The organism is Metallosphaera yellowstonensis MK1 (genome assembly GCF_000243315.1).
Lineage (GTDB): Archaea > Thermoproteota > Thermoprotei_A > Sulfolobales > Sulfolobaceae > Metallosphaera > Metallosphaera yellowstonensis.
This window is the reverse complement of the sequence record NZ_JH597768.1, coordinates 293,927-312,682: the sequence shown is the minus strand read 5'-3', so window position 1 is coordinate 312,682 and position 18,756 is coordinate 293,927. Positions and strand designations below refer to the sequence as shown.

General features: G+C 46.8%; 20 protein-coding genes. 3 read left to right on the top strand and 17 right to left on the bottom strand.

Features of this window, described 5'->3' with window-relative positions:
• Window positions 1–18 precede the first annotated feature (18 nt).
• On the top strand, window positions 19–1,008 hold the full coding sequence (locus tag METMK1DRAFT_RS09150; RefSeq protein ID WP_009073261.1) for an MBL fold metallo-hydrolase: 990 nt from the start codon (window positions 19–21) through the stop codon (window positions 1,006–1,008).
• On the opposite strand, the gene METMK1DRAFT_RS09145 is transcribed toward METMK1DRAFT_RS09150, so the two are convergent.
• The 15 genes from METMK1DRAFT_RS09145 to METMK1DRAFT_RS16570 are packed head-to-tail and all read right to left on the bottom strand — an operon-like array spanning window position 1,001 to window position 15,140.
• A complete protein-coding gene (locus METMK1DRAFT_RS09145) occupies window positions 1,001–2,104 on the bottom strand; it encodes an NAD(P)/FAD-dependent oxidoreductase (protein WP_009073259.1) in 1,104 nt (367 codons plus the stop codon). The genes METMK1DRAFT_RS09150 and METMK1DRAFT_RS09145 overlap by 8 nt on opposite strands.
• Before the next feature lie 9 nt (window positions 2,105–2,113).
• Window positions 2,114–3,496 (bottom strand): (2Fe-2S)-binding protein, encoded by a 1,383-nt coding sequence (locus METMK1DRAFT_RS09140; RefSeq protein ID WP_009073256.1) that lies wholly within the window; start codon window positions 3,494–3,496, stop codon window positions 2,114–2,116.
• Window positions 3,480–5,084 carry an alkaline phosphatase family protein gene (locus METMK1DRAFT_RS09135; RefSeq protein ID WP_009073254.1) on the bottom strand — a complete coding sequence of 535 codons (1,605 nt, stop codon included), beginning with the start codon at window positions 5,082–5,084 and terminating at the stop codon, window positions 3,480–3,482. The genes METMK1DRAFT_RS09140 and METMK1DRAFT_RS09135 overlap by 17 nt, the downstream gene beginning before the upstream one ends.
• Complete coding sequence (locus tag METMK1DRAFT_RS17730; RefSeq protein ID WP_009073252.1) at window positions 5,085–5,348, bottom strand: hypothetical protein; 264 nt, start codon at window positions 5,346–5,348, stop codon at window positions 5,085–5,087.
• Window position 5,349: 1 nt separating this feature from the next.
• A complete protein-coding gene (locus METMK1DRAFT_RS09125; protein ID WP_009073250.1) occupies window positions 5,350–6,015 on the bottom strand; it encodes a uroporphyrinogen-III synthase in 666 nt (221 codons plus the stop codon).
• Window positions 5,996–6,877, bottom strand: coding sequence for a hydroxymethylbilane synthase (hemC, locus tag METMK1DRAFT_RS09120; RefSeq protein WP_009073248.1), 882 nt, complete (start codon window positions 6,875–6,877; stop codon window positions 5,996–5,998). The genes METMK1DRAFT_RS09125 and hemC overlap by 20 nt, the downstream gene beginning before the upstream one ends.
• A complete protein-coding gene (hemL, locus tag METMK1DRAFT_RS09115) occupies window positions 6,874–8,127 on the bottom strand; it encodes a glutamate-1-semialdehyde 2,1-aminomutase (RefSeq protein ID WP_009073246.1) in 1,254 nt (417 codons plus the stop codon). Before hemL ends, hemC begins: the two co-directional genes overlap by 4 nt.
• Entirely contained in the window at window positions 8,124–9,134 is a 1,011-nt protein-coding gene (hemB, locus tag METMK1DRAFT_RS09110) for a porphobilinogen synthase (protein ID WP_048087777.1), read from the bottom strand. The genes hemL and hemB overlap by 4 nt, the downstream gene beginning before the upstream one ends.
• A complete protein-coding gene (locus METMK1DRAFT_RS09105; protein ID WP_009073243.1) occupies window positions 9,043–10,323 on the bottom strand; it encodes a glutamyl-tRNA reductase in 1,281 nt (426 codons plus the stop codon). Before METMK1DRAFT_RS09105 ends, hemB begins: the two co-directional genes overlap by 92 nt.
• A complete protein-coding gene (locus tag METMK1DRAFT_RS09100) occupies window positions 10,310–10,960 on the bottom strand; it encodes a precorrin-2 dehydrogenase/sirohydrochlorin ferrochelatase family protein (protein WP_009073241.1) in 651 nt (216 codons plus the stop codon). The genes METMK1DRAFT_RS09105 and METMK1DRAFT_RS09100 overlap by 14 nt, the downstream gene beginning before the upstream one ends.
• A 46-nt stretch (window positions 10,961–11,006) precedes the next feature.
• Window positions 11,007–12,059 (bottom strand): flap endonuclease-1, encoded by a 1,053-nt coding sequence (gene fen / locus METMK1DRAFT_RS09095; RefSeq protein WP_082230035.1) that lies wholly within the window; start codon window positions 12,057–12,059, stop codon window positions 11,007–11,009.
• Complete coding sequence (locus METMK1DRAFT_RS09090; protein WP_009073237.1) at window positions 12,056–12,286, bottom strand: hypothetical protein; 231 nt, start codon at window positions 12,284–12,286, stop codon at window positions 12,056–12,058. Before METMK1DRAFT_RS09090 ends, fen begins: the two co-directional genes overlap by 4 nt.
• A gap of 6 nt (window positions 12,287–12,292) precedes the next feature.
• Window positions 12,293–14,599 carry a CDC48 family AAA ATPase gene (locus tag METMK1DRAFT_RS09085; protein ID WP_009073234.1) on the bottom strand — a complete coding sequence of 769 codons (2,307 nt, stop codon included), beginning with the start codon at window positions 14,597–14,599 and terminating at the stop codon, window positions 12,293–12,295.
• Window positions 14,600–14,658: 59 nt separating this feature from the next.
• Entirely contained in the window at window positions 14,659–14,934 is a 276-nt protein-coding gene (locus tag METMK1DRAFT_RS09080; RefSeq protein ID WP_009073232.1) for an elongation factor 1-beta, read from the bottom strand.
• Window positions 14,935–14,942: 8 nt separating this feature from the next.
• Window positions 14,943–15,140: a zinc finger domain-containing protein gene (locus METMK1DRAFT_RS16570; RefSeq protein WP_009073229.1), complete on the bottom strand. Its 198-nt coding sequence runs from the start codon at window positions 15,138–15,140 to the stop codon at window positions 14,943–14,945.
• A 293-nt stretch (window positions 15,141–15,433) separates the two neighbouring features.
• Here METMK1DRAFT_RS16570 and pth2 point away from each other — a divergent pair, with 293 nt between their 5' ends.
• Both pth2 and truD read left to right on the top strand, forming a co-directional pair.
• The gene (gene pth2, locus METMK1DRAFT_RS09070) at window positions 15,434–15,784 is read left to right on the top strand and encodes a peptidyl-tRNA hydrolase Pth2 (protein WP_009073224.1); all 351 of its coding nucleotides are present in this window, start codon (window positions 15,434–15,436) and stop codon (window positions 15,782–15,784) included.
• 10 nt (window positions 15,785–15,794) lie between these two features.
• Window positions 15,795–16,883 (top strand): tRNA pseudouridine(13) synthase TruD, encoded by a 1,089-nt coding sequence (gene truD / locus METMK1DRAFT_RS09065; RefSeq protein ID WP_009073221.1) that lies wholly within the window; start codon window positions 15,795–15,797, stop codon window positions 16,881–16,883.
• A gap of 70 nt (window positions 16,884–16,953) precedes the next feature.
• On the opposite strand, the gene aspS is transcribed toward truD, so the two are convergent.
• Window positions 16,954–18,243 (bottom strand): aspartate--tRNA(Asn) ligase, encoded by a 1,290-nt coding sequence (gene aspS, locus METMK1DRAFT_RS09060; RefSeq protein ID WP_048087911.1) that lies wholly within the window; start codon window positions 18,241–18,243, stop codon window positions 16,954–16,956.
• On the bottom strand, window positions 18,243–18,749 hold the full coding sequence (locus tag METMK1DRAFT_RS09055) for a transcription elongation factor NusA (RefSeq protein ID WP_009073216.1): 507 nt from the start codon (window positions 18,747–18,749) through the stop codon (window positions 18,243–18,245). Before METMK1DRAFT_RS09055 ends, aspS begins: the two co-directional genes overlap by 1 nt.
• Window positions 18,750–18,756 lie beyond the last annotated feature (7 nt).

The following is an 18,756-nucleotide window of genomic DNA, read 5'->3' as shown; positions in this document are numbered from 1 at the left end:
CGACAAACCCTAAATCTAATGGAGGTTCACATCGATAGCAGGGGTGCTATCCTAGTAGGAGAGAACTTCACCATAGACGGTCATTGGAAGAAGAACTTTAGAGTGGTGACCCATTTCCACTCGGATCACACATTACAGCTGGAGAGGAGCGTTGAAGTCTGCTATGGGATAATATCTACGCCGGCCACTCACGATGTTCTGAAGGTTTTAGGTTATAAGGTTCCACTGAGGAAGGAATTTCGATTGAACTATGGAATGAGAGCAGATATAGATAACGAGTTCATTACACTACATCCTTCCGATCACGTGTTTGGCTCGGCGCAGGTTGAGATCCTAACCTCAAAGGGAACTAAGGTTGTGTATACTGGGGACTTCAAGAGCCCAGGGACGGGAACCCCCATACTTGATGCAGATGTATTGATAATTGAGTCAACTTACGGGAGGCCGGACTTTGTGAGACCGTTCAAGGACGATGTTCCTCAACTGTTCGCTGATTACGTAAATGACGCTGTCACGAAAGGGCCCGTCAGGGTCTTTGCCTATCATGGAAAGGTTCAAGAGGCAATGAGGGTTTTAAGGTCATCTGGCGTGATAGCTCCATTCGTAGCTGACGGAAAAGTGAGGCAGATTACCGAGGTGGCGATGAAGCACGGGATGAAGCTCAAAGACGTATTTAGCATTCAGGAGGCCAAGGATCAAGGAATAATCAGGACTGGCTGGTACGTCGAGTTCAAGCATTTCAATGAGTTCTGGAAGAGGGACGGATCGCACTTCAACTTCCTATTATCTGGTTGGGAATTCGTAGAACCTATAAAGAAGGTCGACAAGAATTCCTTCTCTGTGGCCTTCAGTGATCACGCTGATTTTGAGGATCTCATTTACTATATCGATAACTCCAGGGCAGGCTTAATAGTTGCCGAGGGAGGTAGGAGAGGATACTCAAAGGAATTGGCCTCCTACGTCTCTGAAGTATTGAAAAGAAGATCCATAAGCTTACCTTCTAAATGACCATCCTCTCATCTATGAGTTTATTCTCCTCGAACCTTTGCGGACTGAAAATCTTGGTAAATTTGTTCTTGACTCCGTCAGCTATTAGATCAGCCATTATCTTTCCAGAATAGGGAGAGAACATCATTCCGTGTCCACTATATCCGGCATCTACGTAAAGTCCATCAGGCCAAGAGTCGCTAAAGCCCATAATATGTGAGTGATCTGGAGTCATCTCGTAATAACCACTCCACCCTCTCAGGATCCTTATCCCCTCAGCCCCCTTAACCAGGGATCTCAATGTTCTGGTAAATGAGAGAGATCTTTCCACTGAAATGTCTAGTTCACCGAATCCACGAGGAACTTCATCTTCCACTCCACCTATTATTTCACCCTTCAAGGTATGAGAGAAATAGATTCTCTTACTAATGGTGAGGGGCTTGACCCTAAATTTTAAGTCTTCTGTTACAAATATTTCCTTTTTCTCAGGTTCTACTGGAACTTCTATTCCATTTCTCTTCATGAAATGGCCAGTCCAAGCCCCTAAAGTCACGGCTACGACGTCAGCTGGTATTATACTCCCGTTAACCTCAACACCCACGATCTTGCCTCCAGAAACCTTCAGTCTCATGGCCTCGCCAATTATTACCTTTACGTGATCTTTAATCGCCTCATACATCCCAAGGGAGAGGTAGTCGTGATGAAAAGACCCATCTTGAGGGGCCAAATAGCATTCTTCCTCTATTTTCAGGAAGTCGAAGTCATTACAAGGGAGAAACTTTCCGCCTACTCCCTCAGAACTCCACAGGGAGTGGGCTCTCGAGATCACGTCCTTGGATTTCTCGTCATCTAAAATCCACAAGTAGCCAGTCTTCATGCATAATGGGTTGAGGGGAAGGTCCTTACATAACTTCAAGAGGTACGGGATCCCCTCTTTAGCAAACTCTACGTTCTCTTTTGTGTAGAAATGATACCTGTATCTCCCGGCGTTTCTTCCGCTGGACCCATAGTTTATTCTCTTAGCCTCTACCATGCTTATATCATTGATTCCTTTTTTAACTAAGTGATAGGCTAAGCTTAGCCCGTGACCTCCCGCACCTAATATAACCACTCTCAACTTGATCACTTACATTGTGAGTAGAGGAGACCTGAAGGTGATTAGGCTATTGCTTCGAGTCACACTTCCTGCTATGTAAGAGCAGGCTTTTCCTTGACACATTCCTGTAGCCAATCCAGTTGTTCTCTTTATGGCCTCAACGTCTACATAACCTTTCCTCACCACTTCCATTATGTCCTCATAAGTCACGTCTTCACAGAGGCACATGTAACCCCCCTCTCCGTATAGATATGGACTCTTCACCGTAATGAAGTCATTCGTATAGTACTGCCTGAGCGTCGTCTCCTTAAGGCCTTCCTTTAATTGCTGTACGGCTTCAGGATCGAACGGAGTCGTTCCGCTCAAGGCCGAGAGTTCCTCCCACCATATTCCTCTACCGCCTCCCGTAACATAGTGGTTGCACTCCTTCATGTACCCGTCCATGTCGTGTTCTGGCAGATAGATCCCCATATTCGGATAGAACTTGTAGGCACAACCTGAATTGGCAATTGGTTCAACCCTCGGTTGCTTCACAGGACTGAAGACTATGGCATCGAACTTCCCTTGTCCTTTATCCCATGTAGCCTCAAGAGACTCACTCTTAGCCTTCACCCTAAGCCACTTAACTTCCTCTACCTCCACTCCATGTTCCTCTATCAGCTCTAGTCCACGTCTTGAGAATAGCTTAACTCCCTCAGGTGTCAGGACTTTGCCTTTAGCCACAATAGCGGTCCTCACAGCGTCGTCGGATGAACCTAGGACGAGAACCTTGTTGTATCTTTTCCTCCTCCTCAGATAGAGTCTTCTTGAAATGACGTGAGGGAGATCGTTACCTTCGAATATGGGTGGGAGATATCTGCCACCGGTAGCGAAAATGATCTTAGACGGATTTACTAGTATCAGTCTCCTTTCTACCCTTAGTAAGTAGCCCTCAGAGAACTTTCCAAGGAAGTCACCTTTCAGAATCCTTGAGCTTTCAGACTTGAGAGTTTGTTTTACGGTGTTGGCCAGATCTGAAGTCTCAGTCATCGGGTCCAATAGGACATCCGTCTCAAGGTCATTGGCTATGAGCAAACCCTTTGTTCTCCTTAACGCAAAGATGCCTGAGGTTCCCCCACCCACAATGAGGGTGTCTACATTCATCTTGTCTAGAGTGTAGTCCTCCGCAGTGTATGAGGAGGGGATGTTCAACCTCGTGGAAATTTCCTGCAGAAGCCAAGGTGTGTATCTGACTAATTTTAACTTATGAAGAAGGAGACCGCTTATCTTAAGCCCTGTATCCTTTGGTCTGGGCCAATCCTCACCACACATATCGACCCTTATGCCTTTTACGATGGCTTCCGTGTGAGGCATTCCCTTCTCACAGTCAAAGGGAACCCTCACCCTCCCGTGCCTTTTACTCCTTACCTCCAAGGTTGAGGACCTCTGTTAAGATCCTTCCCTCCATTTTCCACCCAGATATTCCTAGAATCTTAAGTACTGTTGGGGCAACGTCTATGATCCTCGCCTTTACCTTCTTTCCCTTAGCTATGGTGGGACCATCCATTAATATTACGCCGTACATATCCTCCTTTCTATAGTAGCCGTGATCTGCAGTGGCAGTCACGTAAGGTTTAACGTCCTCTATTTCAGCGATATGATCCGTACTACTGCTCATGGAGTAGTACTCTCTCACACTGAGCTCAATGTCCCCCTGTCTGTCACCAGCTGGCTCATCCCTCATATGAATCCCCGTGAACACCACCTCTCCCCTCTCGTCCGTTAATCCTTCCAAATGTTTTACTATGTATCTCACTAATTTAGGGTATTCCCTCTTGCTAACTATCCCCGCCTCCTCCCTATCCCTCAAGTTCACCCTGATGATACCTCCACCTCCATAATATGCCTTGGTTCTCCTCCAATCTACCCTATTTTTATCGTCCATCTTTAGCACGTTAATCCTCTCAAGGATTTTGTTGATGTAAACTCTCTTCTTGATCTTAGTTATTCCATGATCAGAACAGACTATCAGAGTTTCGGCTAACCCCTCATGGAGGCTGACGAATTTGTCGGCCAATCTGTAAGCGTAATGGATGTAGTCATAGGACTTTTCGTCATCTATTCCGTAGAGTAGGTGTTGAAAGTTATCCACCAAGGGAAGATAGGTTATTCCTACATCCCAGTCCCCTTTTTTGAGGAGATAAAGGGAGTACTCTGAGAAGAAGTTAAATGAGAGTTCGGCCGTCTTCACGTACTCGTCAAAGGAGATAATGCCCTTATTTAAGGACTTGTAATCGCCATCTAGCATCATTCCAGTCTTCTTGACTACGTTCTCCCATACATCCTTTATTAAACCCTCCCGATTCCCCCACTTATAGTTTAAGAAGCTGGGAGGACTTATGTACACTCCGTCTTCCCTGGCGTGGAGGAAAAATACTGCCTCTGATTTATCCTCTCCACATTCGAGCTCCGAAATCACTGGTCCTGACCACCTTCCCACATCTAGCCATAGACTCTGGCCTTCCAGATCTATCTCGTAACCGCTCTCCCCTTTCTTCACAATCCACTTTTTCCCCCACCCCTCATTTTCTCCTTCCTTTATTACAGTTCCCTCAGAGCACTTCTTGGGCTTCGCTTTGTAGGGATCGAAGAGAATAGTATTATCTAGTTTCCAGATATCTGGGAGGGATTGAGGGGCTGAGGTCACCAAAGTCTTAAACCCCCTCTTTCCCAAGATTGCCCAAAGGGGGTCAGCTAACAATGAGGAACTTGAGAACGCCGAGAGGCTGGACTGTATTTTTCTTCCTTTAACGAACACTTTGGGAGCAACGACTCCGTGAACCTTCGGACTAACTCCGGTGAAGAGAGAGGCCAGCGCTATGGGGGTTATTGACGGGTATGAGCTCTCCAGCGATCCATAAGCGCCTTTTTCAGCTATTTTTTGTAACGTAGGGAGGGTGTAGAGGAATCTTTCAGTCAGATGGTAAGCTAACCCGTCAATAACTATTAACAATAATTTCAATTAATCACCTTTATCGTATAGTTTCTTCTCTAATTCTTCCCTTATTTTATGCGGAGCTATCATATTAACGTGGTCCCTCTTTATGTTACCCTTCTCATCAAAACTAACGGCAAATTCGTACAAACCTATCCCGTTTGCGAATTGTCCAAATACATCGTATCTGTCTTTGAAGTTCTGGACGTACTTTATGGTTACGCTATCTTCTCGGATCGTGGGATCCAGCTTCTTCAAAACCTTGATGAGTGTTTCCCTTATGTCATCCATCTTACTCGCCTCTCCTTAACTTCACGATAACCTTAACCGTTCCCTCGATGTCTGACTCTTCGCTCTCGACGAATTCAAGGTCTGGCCTTAGTGAGGATAGAGAAGCCGAAGTCATCGGGCCTATGGTAATTATTGTGTGACAATCCCTTAAGAAATTAGCTATGGCTCTGGCTATGGACGAGCTCGTGAGAACCACTGCGTCGACCTTACACTCTTTAAGGATCGACCGAGCCTCAATCAGGGACGATTCGTTGAGCTCTAGCGTATAATTATAGATTTCAATATAATTGAAATTTTGTAGTATTTCCCTCATTTTCTCACTTGCTTCAGTACTTCTGAATGAGGCCAGCTTGTGAAGACCGGTCTCTGCCATCAGGTATGCCAGATTGACGGTAGTGTACTTCTTGGGATAGATCGCGCGGATTCCTTGCTTCTCCAGCTCCCTAGCGGTGGTGGGACCTACGGCGAAGACTTTCTTGTCCCTAAGCTCAGGGAAGTGTCTGAAGCAACGTACAGCGTTAATGCTAGTGAACGCTATTCCTTCAGCATCTCTCCAGGAGTCGTCGTATTGTAGACACCGAGGGGAGAAGAGGCTTATGTTGATTACCTCAACTCCTTCCAGTTTAGGTACGTTACTACCCTCAGGTCTAAGGTATAATACCTTCATTTTTCATCTCCTTCAATAACTTTCTGGCAAGTGCCTCGCCCACAACCTCCGGAACCCCAGAGTCCGAGTGTGTCACAGTGACTTTCTTAGAGCCATCTGAGTACGTGGCTATCCCTTCCAACTTCGATCCTTCCTTCTTGAAAAGGACTCCTAGAGGTGAATGACACCCACCCCCCACAAGTTTTACTACAGCTCTTTCAGCCCTAGCTTCTTCCATCGTCTCCTTATGGTTTAACTCCTTCAATATTTCTCTTAATCGAGTATTATCCTTGTGACCAACTATTGCGATTATACCTTGATTGGGTTCTGGAGTGAAGTCCAACGGGCTCAAGGTGAACCTACTCGCGGTTATGCCCAACCTCCTGAGCCCAGCTTCAGCCAGGATCAGTGCGTCATATTGTCCGGAGTTCAGTTTGCTCAGCCTAGTGTCTACGTTTCCTCTTATGTCCACGACGTTGAGGTCTGGCCTCAGGAACTTAAGTAGGTTCTTTCTCCTTATGCTACCAGTACCGACCTTAGAACCTGGTTCCAACCTTTCAAGTTCATACTTGCCCACGAGGGAGTCTAAGGGTACCTCTCTCTTAGGCATCGCGAGGATCTCCAACTCGTTCGCCATCTCTGAGGAGAGGTCCTTCATACTATGCACCGCCAAGTCAGCCCCTCCCCTCAACACTACTTCATTGACCTCCTTTTCAAATACCCCCTTCCCTAGCTTATGTAAGGGGGCGGTGCTGAAGAGGTCAGCCCTGGTCTTCACCTCAACTAACTGAGTCTCTATACCTTGTGAATTGAGGTAATCAGTTACAACCTTAACTTGGGCGAGGCTCAGTTTGCTTCCTCTCGCCGCAACTCTGATCTTCAATTTATATCCACCAGAACTCTCTTGAAGGCTTCAATGGACCGACTGACAACTTCCGAGTCATGTGCCTCAGACGTAAAGAGAGTCTCGAATTGACTTGGAGGTATGAAGACCTTTTCCTTGAGTAATCTCTCGTGAATCTTGACGTATAGCTCTCTCCTTGATTCCCTGGCCTCCTTCGCAGTGCTCACTGATGTAACTCCTAAGAAAAATTGGAAGAAATTATATACCCTGTTTACTACGTGGGGTATCCTAATTGATTCGTCGATCTCCTCCGATAACTCCTTAGCAGCTCTCTCGGATGTGGTATATGCCTTACCCTTCTCTAGTTCTTCAATGGTAGCCAATCCTCCTACCATGGATATTGGGTTTGCGTTGAATGTGCCTGCGTTGAATACCTTGCCAGACGGTGTCAGTTGGTCCATGATCTCCCTCTTTCCGCAGACAGCACCTATGGGGAAACCACCACCTATTATTTTCCCGAGAGTCGTGAGGTCTGGAACCACTCGGTAATGACCTTGAGCTCCGCTCAACCCTAACCTGAATCCAGTTATCACTTCATCGAATATCAGAACGGACCCATAAGTTCTGGTCAGTTCTCTCAGTCCGCTAAGGAATCCATCCTCAGGAGGTATCACCCCCATGTTCCCCATAACAGGTTCAAGGATTACTGCAGCTACGTCTTCCTTAGAGAGGACCTTCTCTGGACATGTGAGATCGTTATAGGAACACACCGAGACTAAATTGGACACTTCCTCAGGTATACCCTTTGAAGTGGCTACCCCAAACTCACTGGCGGCACTCCCTGCGTCCACCAAGAGCCAGTCATGGGCTCCGTGGTAGTTCCCATCAAATTTCAATATCCTTTTCCTCCCAGTAAAGCCTCTGGCCAACCTTATTGCGGTCATCGTAGCTTCAGTCCCGCTATTAACGAATCTCACTTTCTGTGCAGAGGGCACATGCCTTACTATCTTCCTGGCCAGCTCCACTTCTGCCCTACTGGGTGTACCGTATAACCACCCTCTTTCCAACTGCTCTTTAACCCGTCTCACCACGTTCTGGTGGGCATGACCTAGGATCAGGGGACCATATCCTAGGACGTAATCTATGAGTTCCTCAGAGTCTTCGGTTATTAGGTAGGCACCACGTCCTCCCTTGACGTAAAACGGATATGGTCTCACCGCTGCCCTAACTGGGCTGTTCACTCCTCCCGCGAAGTAATTCTGTGCCTCCCTCCACAAATCCTGGCTCAAAACGGATCCTCCTCCCTAAGCCATTCAGCTATTTTTGGTGCAAAATAAGTTAGAATTAAGTTGGCTCCTGCTCTTCTAATAGCATAGGTTATTTCCATTACCGCCATCCTCTCGTTCAGCCATCCTCTTTGTACTGCCGCCTTTATCATTGAGTACTCCCCGCTGACGTGATAGGCAGCTAATGGGTATTCTGGGAAAGTTGTCTTGATTAGCCTTATGACGTCAAGGTAAGTGTGGGCTGGCTTGACCATGAGGATGTCTGCTCCTTCCTGGATGTCCATTCTCGCCTCCTTTATCGCCTCGGACGAGTTTCTGGGATCCATCTGATAGCCTCTCCTATCCCCGAAGGCAGGCGCTGACGACGCCGCTTCCCTAAATGGAGAATAAAAGACCGAAGCGTACTTTACACTATAAGACATGATCAGAGTGTCCTTATATCCATTCTTGTCCAACTCTTCCCTTATGGCTCCAACAACTCCATCCATCATGCTCGAGGGAGCAACGACGTCTGCCCCGGCCTCTGCTTGTGAGAGGGCTATCCTAGCGTGAACCTTTAGGCTCTCGTCGTTATCGACGTAATAACTGCTTCCTGACGTCTTGACGATACCACAATGCCCGTGGCTGGCATACTCATCAGTGCACTCATCAGCCATGACTACTAGTTTTTCTCCGAAGACTTCTTTCAGTAACCTTATTGCCCTCTGGGCGACTCCGTCAGACTGATAGGCGGAACTGGCTATATTGTCCTTAAAACTAGGTATCCCAAACAGTATGACGTTCCTTATTCCCAATTCTACGTTACTTTCGACGAATTTGATTAGTTTGTCACCTATAGGGTATCGGAAGACCTCAGGCATTGAGGATATCTCTTCTGGTTCGGAGATACCTTCCTTCACGAATATAGGCAGGACGAGATTAGTGACCCTCAGCTGAGTCTCCGCCACTGTATCCCTTATGATCTTGTTTCGCCTTAGCCTCCTCGGCCTCGTTCTCGGGAATTCCTCCATGGTTAAATAGTCTGATAGTGAAGTTAATGTAATTTGTCTCGTTCCTCTCGAGGGCCCCCTTCAGGTTTTCAAAGACCGGAGAGAGCATCTTCTTGAGCATAGACCTAGTCATGGCGTCAAGGACTTCCTTCACTTTAGGATCATTCTCCTTCTTGAGGACCTTTAACGCTCTCTCTACCTCTGCTTTTCTGATCTCCTCAAATCTGGACGAGAAGGAGGAAACTAGCTCGTCGTATATAAGGTTAGAGAGGTCTCTCTCGAATTCCGTGATGCCCTCTTCCACAATGCTCCTAGCCTTCGTGATTTCCCTCTGCCTCTCCTCGAGTTGCTGAAGTGATATGGACTCCAGGTCTCTCAGCGAATACACGTTATCTCCCTCAAATACTTGAGGCGATCCTAGATCTATTACGAGGCTTTTCTGCGGGGCTCTAATCTTCTCAGGGTAAAAGATGGCGGAGAATATCACGTCGTAGTGTTCCAACCTCTTAAAGTCCAAGGGAAAGTAGCTGAATCCATATTTTATTGCCAATTTCCTTCCCCTCTCGAAGGTTCTGTTGAATATTGTTACATTACGTATACCTTCGTTGTAGAGGATCAATGCGAGTTTCTCAGCTACCTCTCCTGCCCCAACTATGGCTATCATCTTGTCCTTGAGGTCAGGAACTTTCCCTTTAGCGAACTCTACACCGAGGGAGTAAACACCTACTTTCCCCCTTGAGATGGATGTCTCGATCCTAACTCTCCTTCCGACCTTGAGTGCTCTCTCAAGTAATATCCTCATGTGCCTGGATCCTATCCCTAGCTTTATTGAACTCATCATTGCCTCCTTTATCTGACTCAAAATCTCGTACTCGCCAACGGAGAGGGAGTCTATCCCAGCTGCAACTTCGAATATGTGACGAACTACATCTACCCCCCTCAAGATCGTGGCATCTGTGGAAATGTCCCTTCCGTGCACACTATTGAGGTAATCCAGAAAGGTGTCTAGTTTTGGCCTATCGTCGGAGTAGAGGTAGATTTCAATCCTATTGCATGTCTGGAGAACTGCCATCTCCCCTGAAAAATATTTAGCCAGTTCCAGGATTTCATGTTCGCCCAAGTAGTGGGATGCCAACTTGTCTGTACCAATAGTCTTGTACGTATACACCACTGCTGCGTAGTTGTCCATTAGGTCGCTAACTGACCTCATTCATTATCTCCTCCGCCCTCCTTATTGCACTATCAATCTCGCCGTTATTAATATGCCGTTCAAACTCTTCATCCTCAAAGATCTTATGATAGAGGGTATATCTCAAAGAAGGATCAGAAACCCTAGCCTTGAGTATCTCCTTCACTTTTGCCATGGCCTTGAGTGACAACATTATGCTTTCATTACTCCTCAACATATTCAACGCCTGATCGAGGATCAGTTTTGACACTATGCTAGACTTCCCCATGGTACTCACTGCGATGGCTATGTCCCCATCTTCATAGAAGATGGGCACAATGAAGTTGGAGTCCTTCGGGTTGGTCGGATTATTGCATAATTTCCGCATCTCAATAGCTCTCCTACAAATCATCGAGTTCAGTTCCCTATCGTTAGTGGCAGTTACAATGATGTCGTACTTAGAGATATCATCAACGAGGCTCCTGGCGTCATTTATGATTAGCTCTATCCCAGACCTTTGAAGTTCCTCGGAAACCTGTAGGGTTACTACTGTCACCTTCGCCCCGTAATCCTTGAATCTTAGAGCCCTCTTAGTACCTACCTTACCTCCTCCAATCACTAGAACCCTGAAGTTGCTCAGATCAAGAAAGATGGGGAAGTACCTAGAGGAAAGCGTCACAGTAAAAGTCACGTGACAGTGAATTTAAACACTCCTTATGAATCGTTCAAAACCACTGATCCAACCCTGTTTGCCTACCGAGAGACTTAACCTCCCTGATAGCTTTCTCCAATCTCGCTAGGGCGTTCTTAACTCTCTCCTCATTGAAATCATACTCCCCAACCAACATGTCCGTTACCTTCTCTTTGTCAGGATCTCTGAGCTCCAAACTCTCGCTAGGCTCCACGACCTCAGGCTTAAGGAAGATTTCCCTTATTTTTTTGTAGTCGAAGTAGATTAGTTCTGGATTGAGCTCTCTCCTGTCTATCGCCTCTATCGACTTGTAAGTCCTTATTAGTTTATAGGCAGTCTTAGGTCCTATTCCCTTTATTCCATCTGGGTTGTAGTCAGTCCCTATTAGTATTGCCACGTCAATTAACTGTTCCCTTGTCAGGCCTAGTTTCCGGAGCAATTCGTCTAATTCTATCATTTCAGGCTTGATCTCTACATAAACGTCTTTATTAGGCAGTTTCCTTTTCCCCGTGATAGTCAGGTTCCTGATTAGTCTCTTGGCTCCAAAGAGGAGCGAATCGTAATCTTGGCTCGCTGCTGCGAAGGTAATATTCTTGTAATTAAGGTAAGCTGCCTCAGCTTCGCCCTCCGATGGGGCGTTAACTATGGGAACCCCCATCCTACTCAGGAGCTCTTTGCTCTCCTCAGCCATCCCCTTTGTTAATCTGGACGACATCTGGGAGTACTTTCTCATCTCCTCGAGCTTACCCAGCTCCTTGGCCTTGACTAACTTCCTTTCAGCCTCCTCCTTTAATCTCCTCCTGTTCTCTAATTCCTCCATTTTGAGCTCTGGGGGTTTTCCGTCAAAAACATATACAGGGATCACACCCTCCTCAATCAGGTTCACAGTCCTATAGAAAACTCCATTGAGGTGACTGGTAACTCTTCCCTTTCTGTCCATGAGAGGAGTTCCATCAGGTTGTCTTATGGCAGCAAGGAACTGGTAGAGGGCATTGTATGCGTCAATACTTATCTTCTTTCCTCTTAGTTCAGAGGGATTAACCTCCCTCTTAACCTCCGACGTTAAGTCAGAGAGGTCTACTCCTATTCCTTTTCACCCAGGTACGTTATCATTCTTGTGTTTTCCCTTATTAAAGATACGCTGATGTATCCCCGTATCTCCAGCGACATCAAAGCCCTGAGGAAATCACCATACGGTATTTCGTACTTGGTGCTCTTTCCTATTTCCTTATAGAGATCCTCGTCCCTGATGCTTCCGTTAACTTTACGTAGTTTCTCAAGTATTAAGAAAGAGAGCGGTACATCTCTCCACATCAGCTCTCACGTGAAAGTACTGGGTTTTACGGTCTGTCTTGGTAGTTGTTGTCTTGCCTTGTCAACCCAACTCTGATAGAATTGTATCATGTCCTGAGTAACTGAAGGTTTTACCTTCCTAAGAGCTTCCTCAAAGTGCTTGTTCTCTATCTTAATGGACGCCCCTTTCATACAGTCCCTCATCTTAGAATCTCTACAGTCCTTATCCCCTGGGGGACACATTTCACTGACCTTATTCACACAATCTCTCATGCCCTCCCTGATGGCCCTCATGGCTGCTTCCCTGACCAGTGCTGCCAAGTCGGCCCCTGTATACCCTTCAGTTCTTTCAGCTAGCTCTTCTAGATTCACCTCGTCCGATAGGGCGACCTTCTTGGTGTGTACCCTAAGTATCTCATACCTGGCAATCTTGTCTGGAGGAGGAACATACATTAACTTCTCAAACCTACCTGGTCTCAGTAGTGCCGGATCCAATATGTCAGGCCTGTTAGTGGCGGCCACGATAACCACGTTATCAAGGTTCTCTATTCCGTCCATTTCCGCTAGTAGCTGGTTTACAAGTCTCTCTGTCACACCGGAGTCTGGCGAGAGACCTCTTATTGGGGCTATGGCATCTATCTCATCGAAGAATATCACTGATGGGGCATACATTCTGGCCTTCCTGAATATCTCCCTTATGGCCTTCTCACTCTCCCCGACCCACTTGGAGAGAACCTCAGGTCCTCTAACTGCTATGAAGTTTGCCCCGCTCTCCGTCGCCACCGCCTTAGCCAGCATGGTCTTTCCTGTCCCAGGAGGGCCGAACAAGAGAATTCCTCTAGGAGGTTCTACTCCTGCCATTTCGTAATAGTCTGGGAACTTGAGAGGATATTCGGCCACCTCCCTCAGCTCTTCTTTTATTTCGTTGAGTCCTCCTATGTCATCCCATTTAACCTCAGGTACCTCTATGTATATTTCTCTCATACCGCTGGGAACAATCTCCTTGAATGCGTTCATGAAGTCCTCCATCTTGACCTCCATACGCTCTAGGATCTCTGGTGGTATCTTGTCCTGGCTTATGTCGATCATGGGGAGATATCTCCTCAACGCATTCATTGCGGCTTCTCTAACTAAGGCGGAGAGGTCTGCCCCAGTATACCCGTGGCTTATTTCGGCCAACTTCTCCAGCTCCACGTCCTTAGCCAAGGGCATGTTCCTGGTGTGAATTTGTAAGATTTCCAATCTGCCTTGTTTATCAGGTAGGGGTATTTCTATTTCACGATCAAATCTTCCAGGCCTCCTTAGGGCAGGGTCTACAGCGTTAGGTCTGTTAGTGGCCGCGATGACTATCACGTTTCCCCTGCTCTCAAGTCCATCCATCAAAGTGAGAAGTTGTGCCACAACCCTCCTCTCGACTTCTCCTATAACTTCATCTCTCTTTGGAGCAATTGCGTCAACCTCATCGATGAAGATTATCGCTGGTGCGTGTTTCTTGGCATCTTCAAATATTTCCCTTAACCGCTGTTCGCTTTCGCCGTAGAACTTACTCATTATCTCCGGTCCATTTATGGAAGTGAAGTAAGATTCAGTCTCGTTAGCTACAGCCTTAGCCAAGAGCGTCTTACCGACGCCCGGTGGACCATAAAGTAGGATTCCTTTCGGGGGCTCTATTCCCAATCTCTTGAACAGTTCTGGGTGTCTTAAAGGCAGTTCGACCAATTCCCTTATTTTCTGAATAACGTTTTTCATTCCACCTATGTCTTCATATGTGACCCTAGGGTATCTGGTCTGTTCGATAGGCTTATCTGATATGGATATACTGGTCTCGTCTACAACCATGACTATTCCTGCTGGTCTCACTTGTATTACTGTAAAAGGAATAGCCTGGCCTAGAACAGGTATGAGGACAGTATCTCCCTCTACCAGAGGGAACTCCTTAAGCTTCTTCTTAACGTAAGCTACGAAGCCTGGATCAACGGTAATGGAAAAGTTGGATGGGGCCAGCTTTATTGAGGCTGCTTGTCTTACCGCGGCCTTTCTGACGGCCACCTTGTCCCCTATGGAAACACCGGCGTTTTTCCTTGTTATTCCATCCATTCTTATTATGTCCCTCTCTCCAGTGGTATCGTCTGGCGACAGAGGCCATGCAATGGCAGCGGTCTTCCTAGTTCCTTCTATCTCTACAACATCACCAGGGCTAACATCGATCTGGGCTAACATTTCCACATCTATCCTTACCTTTCCCCTGCCCACGTCCTTTTGTCTCGCCTCCATCACCTTCAATACAAGCTCCTTCCTAGGAGTCCTTTGCTCTGGGCTAGAACCAGCACTCAAACCTTCTCCACATGTAACTTAGGAACCTCTAGATAAAAGAGATTAACTTATACACTCATTTAAAACCCGAGCCTCGTTATGCCTACAACCTCGGCGTGGCTCACTCCCTCTATTGAGGATGCTAACTCTTCTAAAGTGTCAGTACCACCTTCAGTCCTTTCAGGCATTGAGATGTAAAGCACCAACGCATTAAGACCGAAGGCTATGGGCTCCGTTTCCTTTCTCACTAACTTATACCCCTCGGGCAACTTATCTAGGAGCTTCTTTGATACGACGTCTAGATCTGTCTCGTCTCCCTCGGGAAACACTTTAAGTACAACCATCACGTCTGCCATTTTCCCACCTAAGGACCTACGAAACCACACTTGGGGCACACGTACTCAACGCCCTGCAATCTGCAGTACATGTCTCTGTATATGGTAACCTCACCACAGTTGGGACAGTTGAAGATTGCCCCCTTCTCTCTGGGATGCATAATTTTCCCGCAACTAGAGCATAGAGGGGGCTCTACTTCCTCCCTTAAGCTCAGCCTCATGGACATTAATATTCTACCCGATGTAAACGGCGAATTGGGCAATATTAAATCTGATTAGTTACCTCAATGAGTGATTTTCCCTGGAGGAGGCAGGTGTTATCTCAGATGTTCTACACCTTCATGTGGACTCAGTATGATTACATCATGGGATTAAGTCATCAGCCTATGCTCCTAACATGGCAAGGTCTCTTCTGTAAGAGAGTATCGTTCACTTCCCACGGAGGAGATCTAAAGCCCTCCTTGAACCCCAATTAAAATAAATTTAAGACGTGTGAGATGTCTCCGAGACCACTGTGAAGATGGTCATTATTGTGAGGAACGATCTAGAGATGGGGAAGGGTAAGATAGCAGCACAGGTCGCTCACGCTGCCGTATCTCTGGTCCTCGATTCCTTAAATGACGGGAGGACTTGGAGGGAATGGCTAGAACGATGGTTAGAAGTTGGTCAACCTAAAGTTGTGGTCAAGACCAATTCCCTAGATGACCTCCTGGCTAGGATAGAGAAGGCCAGGATTGAGGGACTCCCTACACACGTGATACAGGACGCTGGAAAAACACAGATCGAACCAGGGACGATAACTTGTGGGGGCATAGGTCCCGCTCCTTCCGAACTCATAGATAGGATAACTGGGGATCTGAAGTTACTGTAGGCTGAACAAGTTGTACCGAGCCCAGAACCTTTTGGACGTCGCGTTAGGTATAGAAGTTAGATTTCATAATTGGAGTCCGCTAGATGTGAACGTCCCAAGGCCTCACGGCTTCAGGGTCATTGAGGAAGTTGACGGAAAACCCTGCACAGAGTGGAGAGGAGATACATCAGGAAAGTTAGCTGTTTACTTGCTCCGTAAGATTGGATTAGACTTTTTTTCCATGATCCGCAAACTGACCTCAATACTTGGGGAAAGGCCTTCTCATTTAGGCATAAAGGACGCAAATGCGGTCACTTCACAGTTGATCTACACTAGAAAGAAATCCCTGGATGAGTACCAGGAGGACAACTTCTCCCTGAGGTTCCTGGGCTATACACAGGGTAAACTTAACCATACAGGGAATATGTTCGAGATAGATCTCATTGGAGCTAACCAGGAAGAACTCAGGAAGAGGGTTGAGACAATCGTGAGGGAAGGTGTACTACCAGCGTACATAGGTTACCAACGATTTGGAACTAGGAGACCAACTACTCACGTGGTGGGGAAGATGCTTGTCAAGGGAGAGTGGTGCAATGCGGTATACTTCATTCTGGGCTTTCCCTATATATGGGAAAACGAGAACATAAGACGATTCAGAGCTCACTTCATGGATGAGGGGAACGGACCGTGTCACATTCCCATGCAGGAGAGGCGAGTGCTACTGGAGCTACGGAAGAGCGGTAGTTGTGTACGAGCTCTCAAGGCATCACTTGTACCTCTGAAGTTCTTCGTTGAGTCTTACCAAAGTTACCTCTTCAATAGGTTACTGTCCAAGAAGTTACTGGAAGGTTCCGTAAACTACGGAGACAAATTGACCGTCACCGTAAGGAGGGAGAGGTGCGACAAGGATTGTAGGGAACTCTTCGACGAGGAAGGTGTTGAGACGCTCTCTGTTCCTCAACTTGGCCTAAACCTCAAAGACCTCACTAGAGAGGCATATATGAGAGTTAGAGGACTGAGCTTGAGGGAAAACACCTTAGTCTTTTCGCTAGATAGGGGGATGTATGCCACTATCCTGCTGTCAGAGATCTTGGGGGGAGACGCAAGAAATTATACGTGAGGCGAACTCCAAGTGAGTGATTAGTTCAGAACTAAAAGCAACATGAATAATTTGCTAAAAACGATTTCCTTTAGGGCACGAGTCTCTTCTTATCTCTTGGGAACAGGGACACTTCTTTGACGCTTTGTTGACCTGTTAGCATTAACATGAACCTCTGAAGTCCCATTCCGAACCCAGCGTGAGGAGGCATACCGTAGTCAAACCACTTGAGGAAGAACTCAAAGCTCTTGGGATTAAGACCTCTTGAGGATAGCTCCCGCTCTAGCACATCCCTTGTATTGTTCCTACTACTTCCAGACACCAACTCCAACCACCTGTACACTAAGTCGAAGCTCTCGCTAAGCTCTGGGTTGTCTTCTCTCCTCTTGGTATAGAAGGGCCTAGCTGCGGCGGGCCAGTCGGTTATGAAATACAGATCCTGCTCTAAGACCTTGTTAAGTACCCTGGACTCAGGAGTACCTATATCGTCACCGAATTTGATTTGTATCCCTTGAGATTTAAGTATTTCTATTGCCTCAGAGTAAGTGACTCTCTTAATGGGCCTAATGACCGAGGGTAGCCTGTGGTTCAGGATTTCTAATTCAACTTGGTGATTCTTTGCCACGTAGTCCAGTACGTTGACAACAATTTCCTCCACTATTTTCATGACGTCATTATAGTCAGCAAACGCCATTTCGACATCCATGCTCACGAACTCAGCCAAGTGATATGGCGTGTCTGACTCCTCCGCTCTCCAAGCTGGAGCTACCTCAAATACCCTCTCTACTGCACCTGCCAGGAGTTCCTTGTAAAGCTGTGGGCTCTGGGCTAAGAAAGCCTCTTTTCCAAAATAAAGAACTGGAAAGAGCTGTGCGCCCCCTTCCGTACCTGTAGCTATTATCTTAGGGGTGAATACCTCGAGAAAGTCGTTCTTATAGAGGGTTTCCCTGAACACCTTTACAGCGGAGGACTGGATCTTGATCACTGCTTGCATCTCCTGTCTTCTCAAGTCCAGGAGCCTCTCCTTCAGCCTGACCTCAATGTCTGCCTTCACTTTGTCAGCTACGTCCAGAGGCAGAGGTGCCTTTGCATAACTTAATACCTTTATCTCCTCTGAGGCTACCTCTACCCCTCTAGGGGCCCTCTTGTCTGCCCTCACTCTGCCCTTTACTTGGATTACCGACTCTAGGCTCAGGCTCTTTGTTATTTCGAAGGAGGGCGAGTTCTTGTCCACTACGATTTGGCCTATTCCGCTCTTATCCCTCAAGAGAATGAACTTCTTTCCCCCCAGATCCCTCAGGTTGTGAACCCATCCTGCCAAAGTCACTTCCTTGCCTTCCAATTCTGGGGAGAGTTGTACCACGAAGTGTGTCCTCAGCATCATTCAACCCTTATCTTAACTTTAGTGTCATGAATCTTTGATAGAGCGTTCTCTAACTCATCCGCTCCGGCTGGCAGGAGCCTTTTCTCGTTCTTAGCTACCCTTATCACATATTGAACGGAGCCATCTGGAAGCCACACCGTGTTCACACCAAGGACTCTCGCTGGGGACAGAAGCTGAACTGCACTGTTCTTTATACTACTGCTCTTCTCTACTATCCTCACCTTAACCCTGAGCTTATCCTGCAGGGCCTTAGCTATCTTAATCCACTTGGAAGAATCGATGGACGGAGGACTTTCCACTAGTAAAATTAACAAGTTACCAGACCTAATGGCCTTGTAATAAGTTGCGTCCTTCAGTTCCTTGAACTGACCTTCCTCCAGATCCAAGAGAGCCTCCATGACCTTAATTTCGTATTGCTCCACTTGTCCAGAGTCGACTAGGCCCTGACAACGATCGCAAAGAAGACCGCTCCGAACACAAAGATAATCAAGGGGAATTTTCATATCAAGT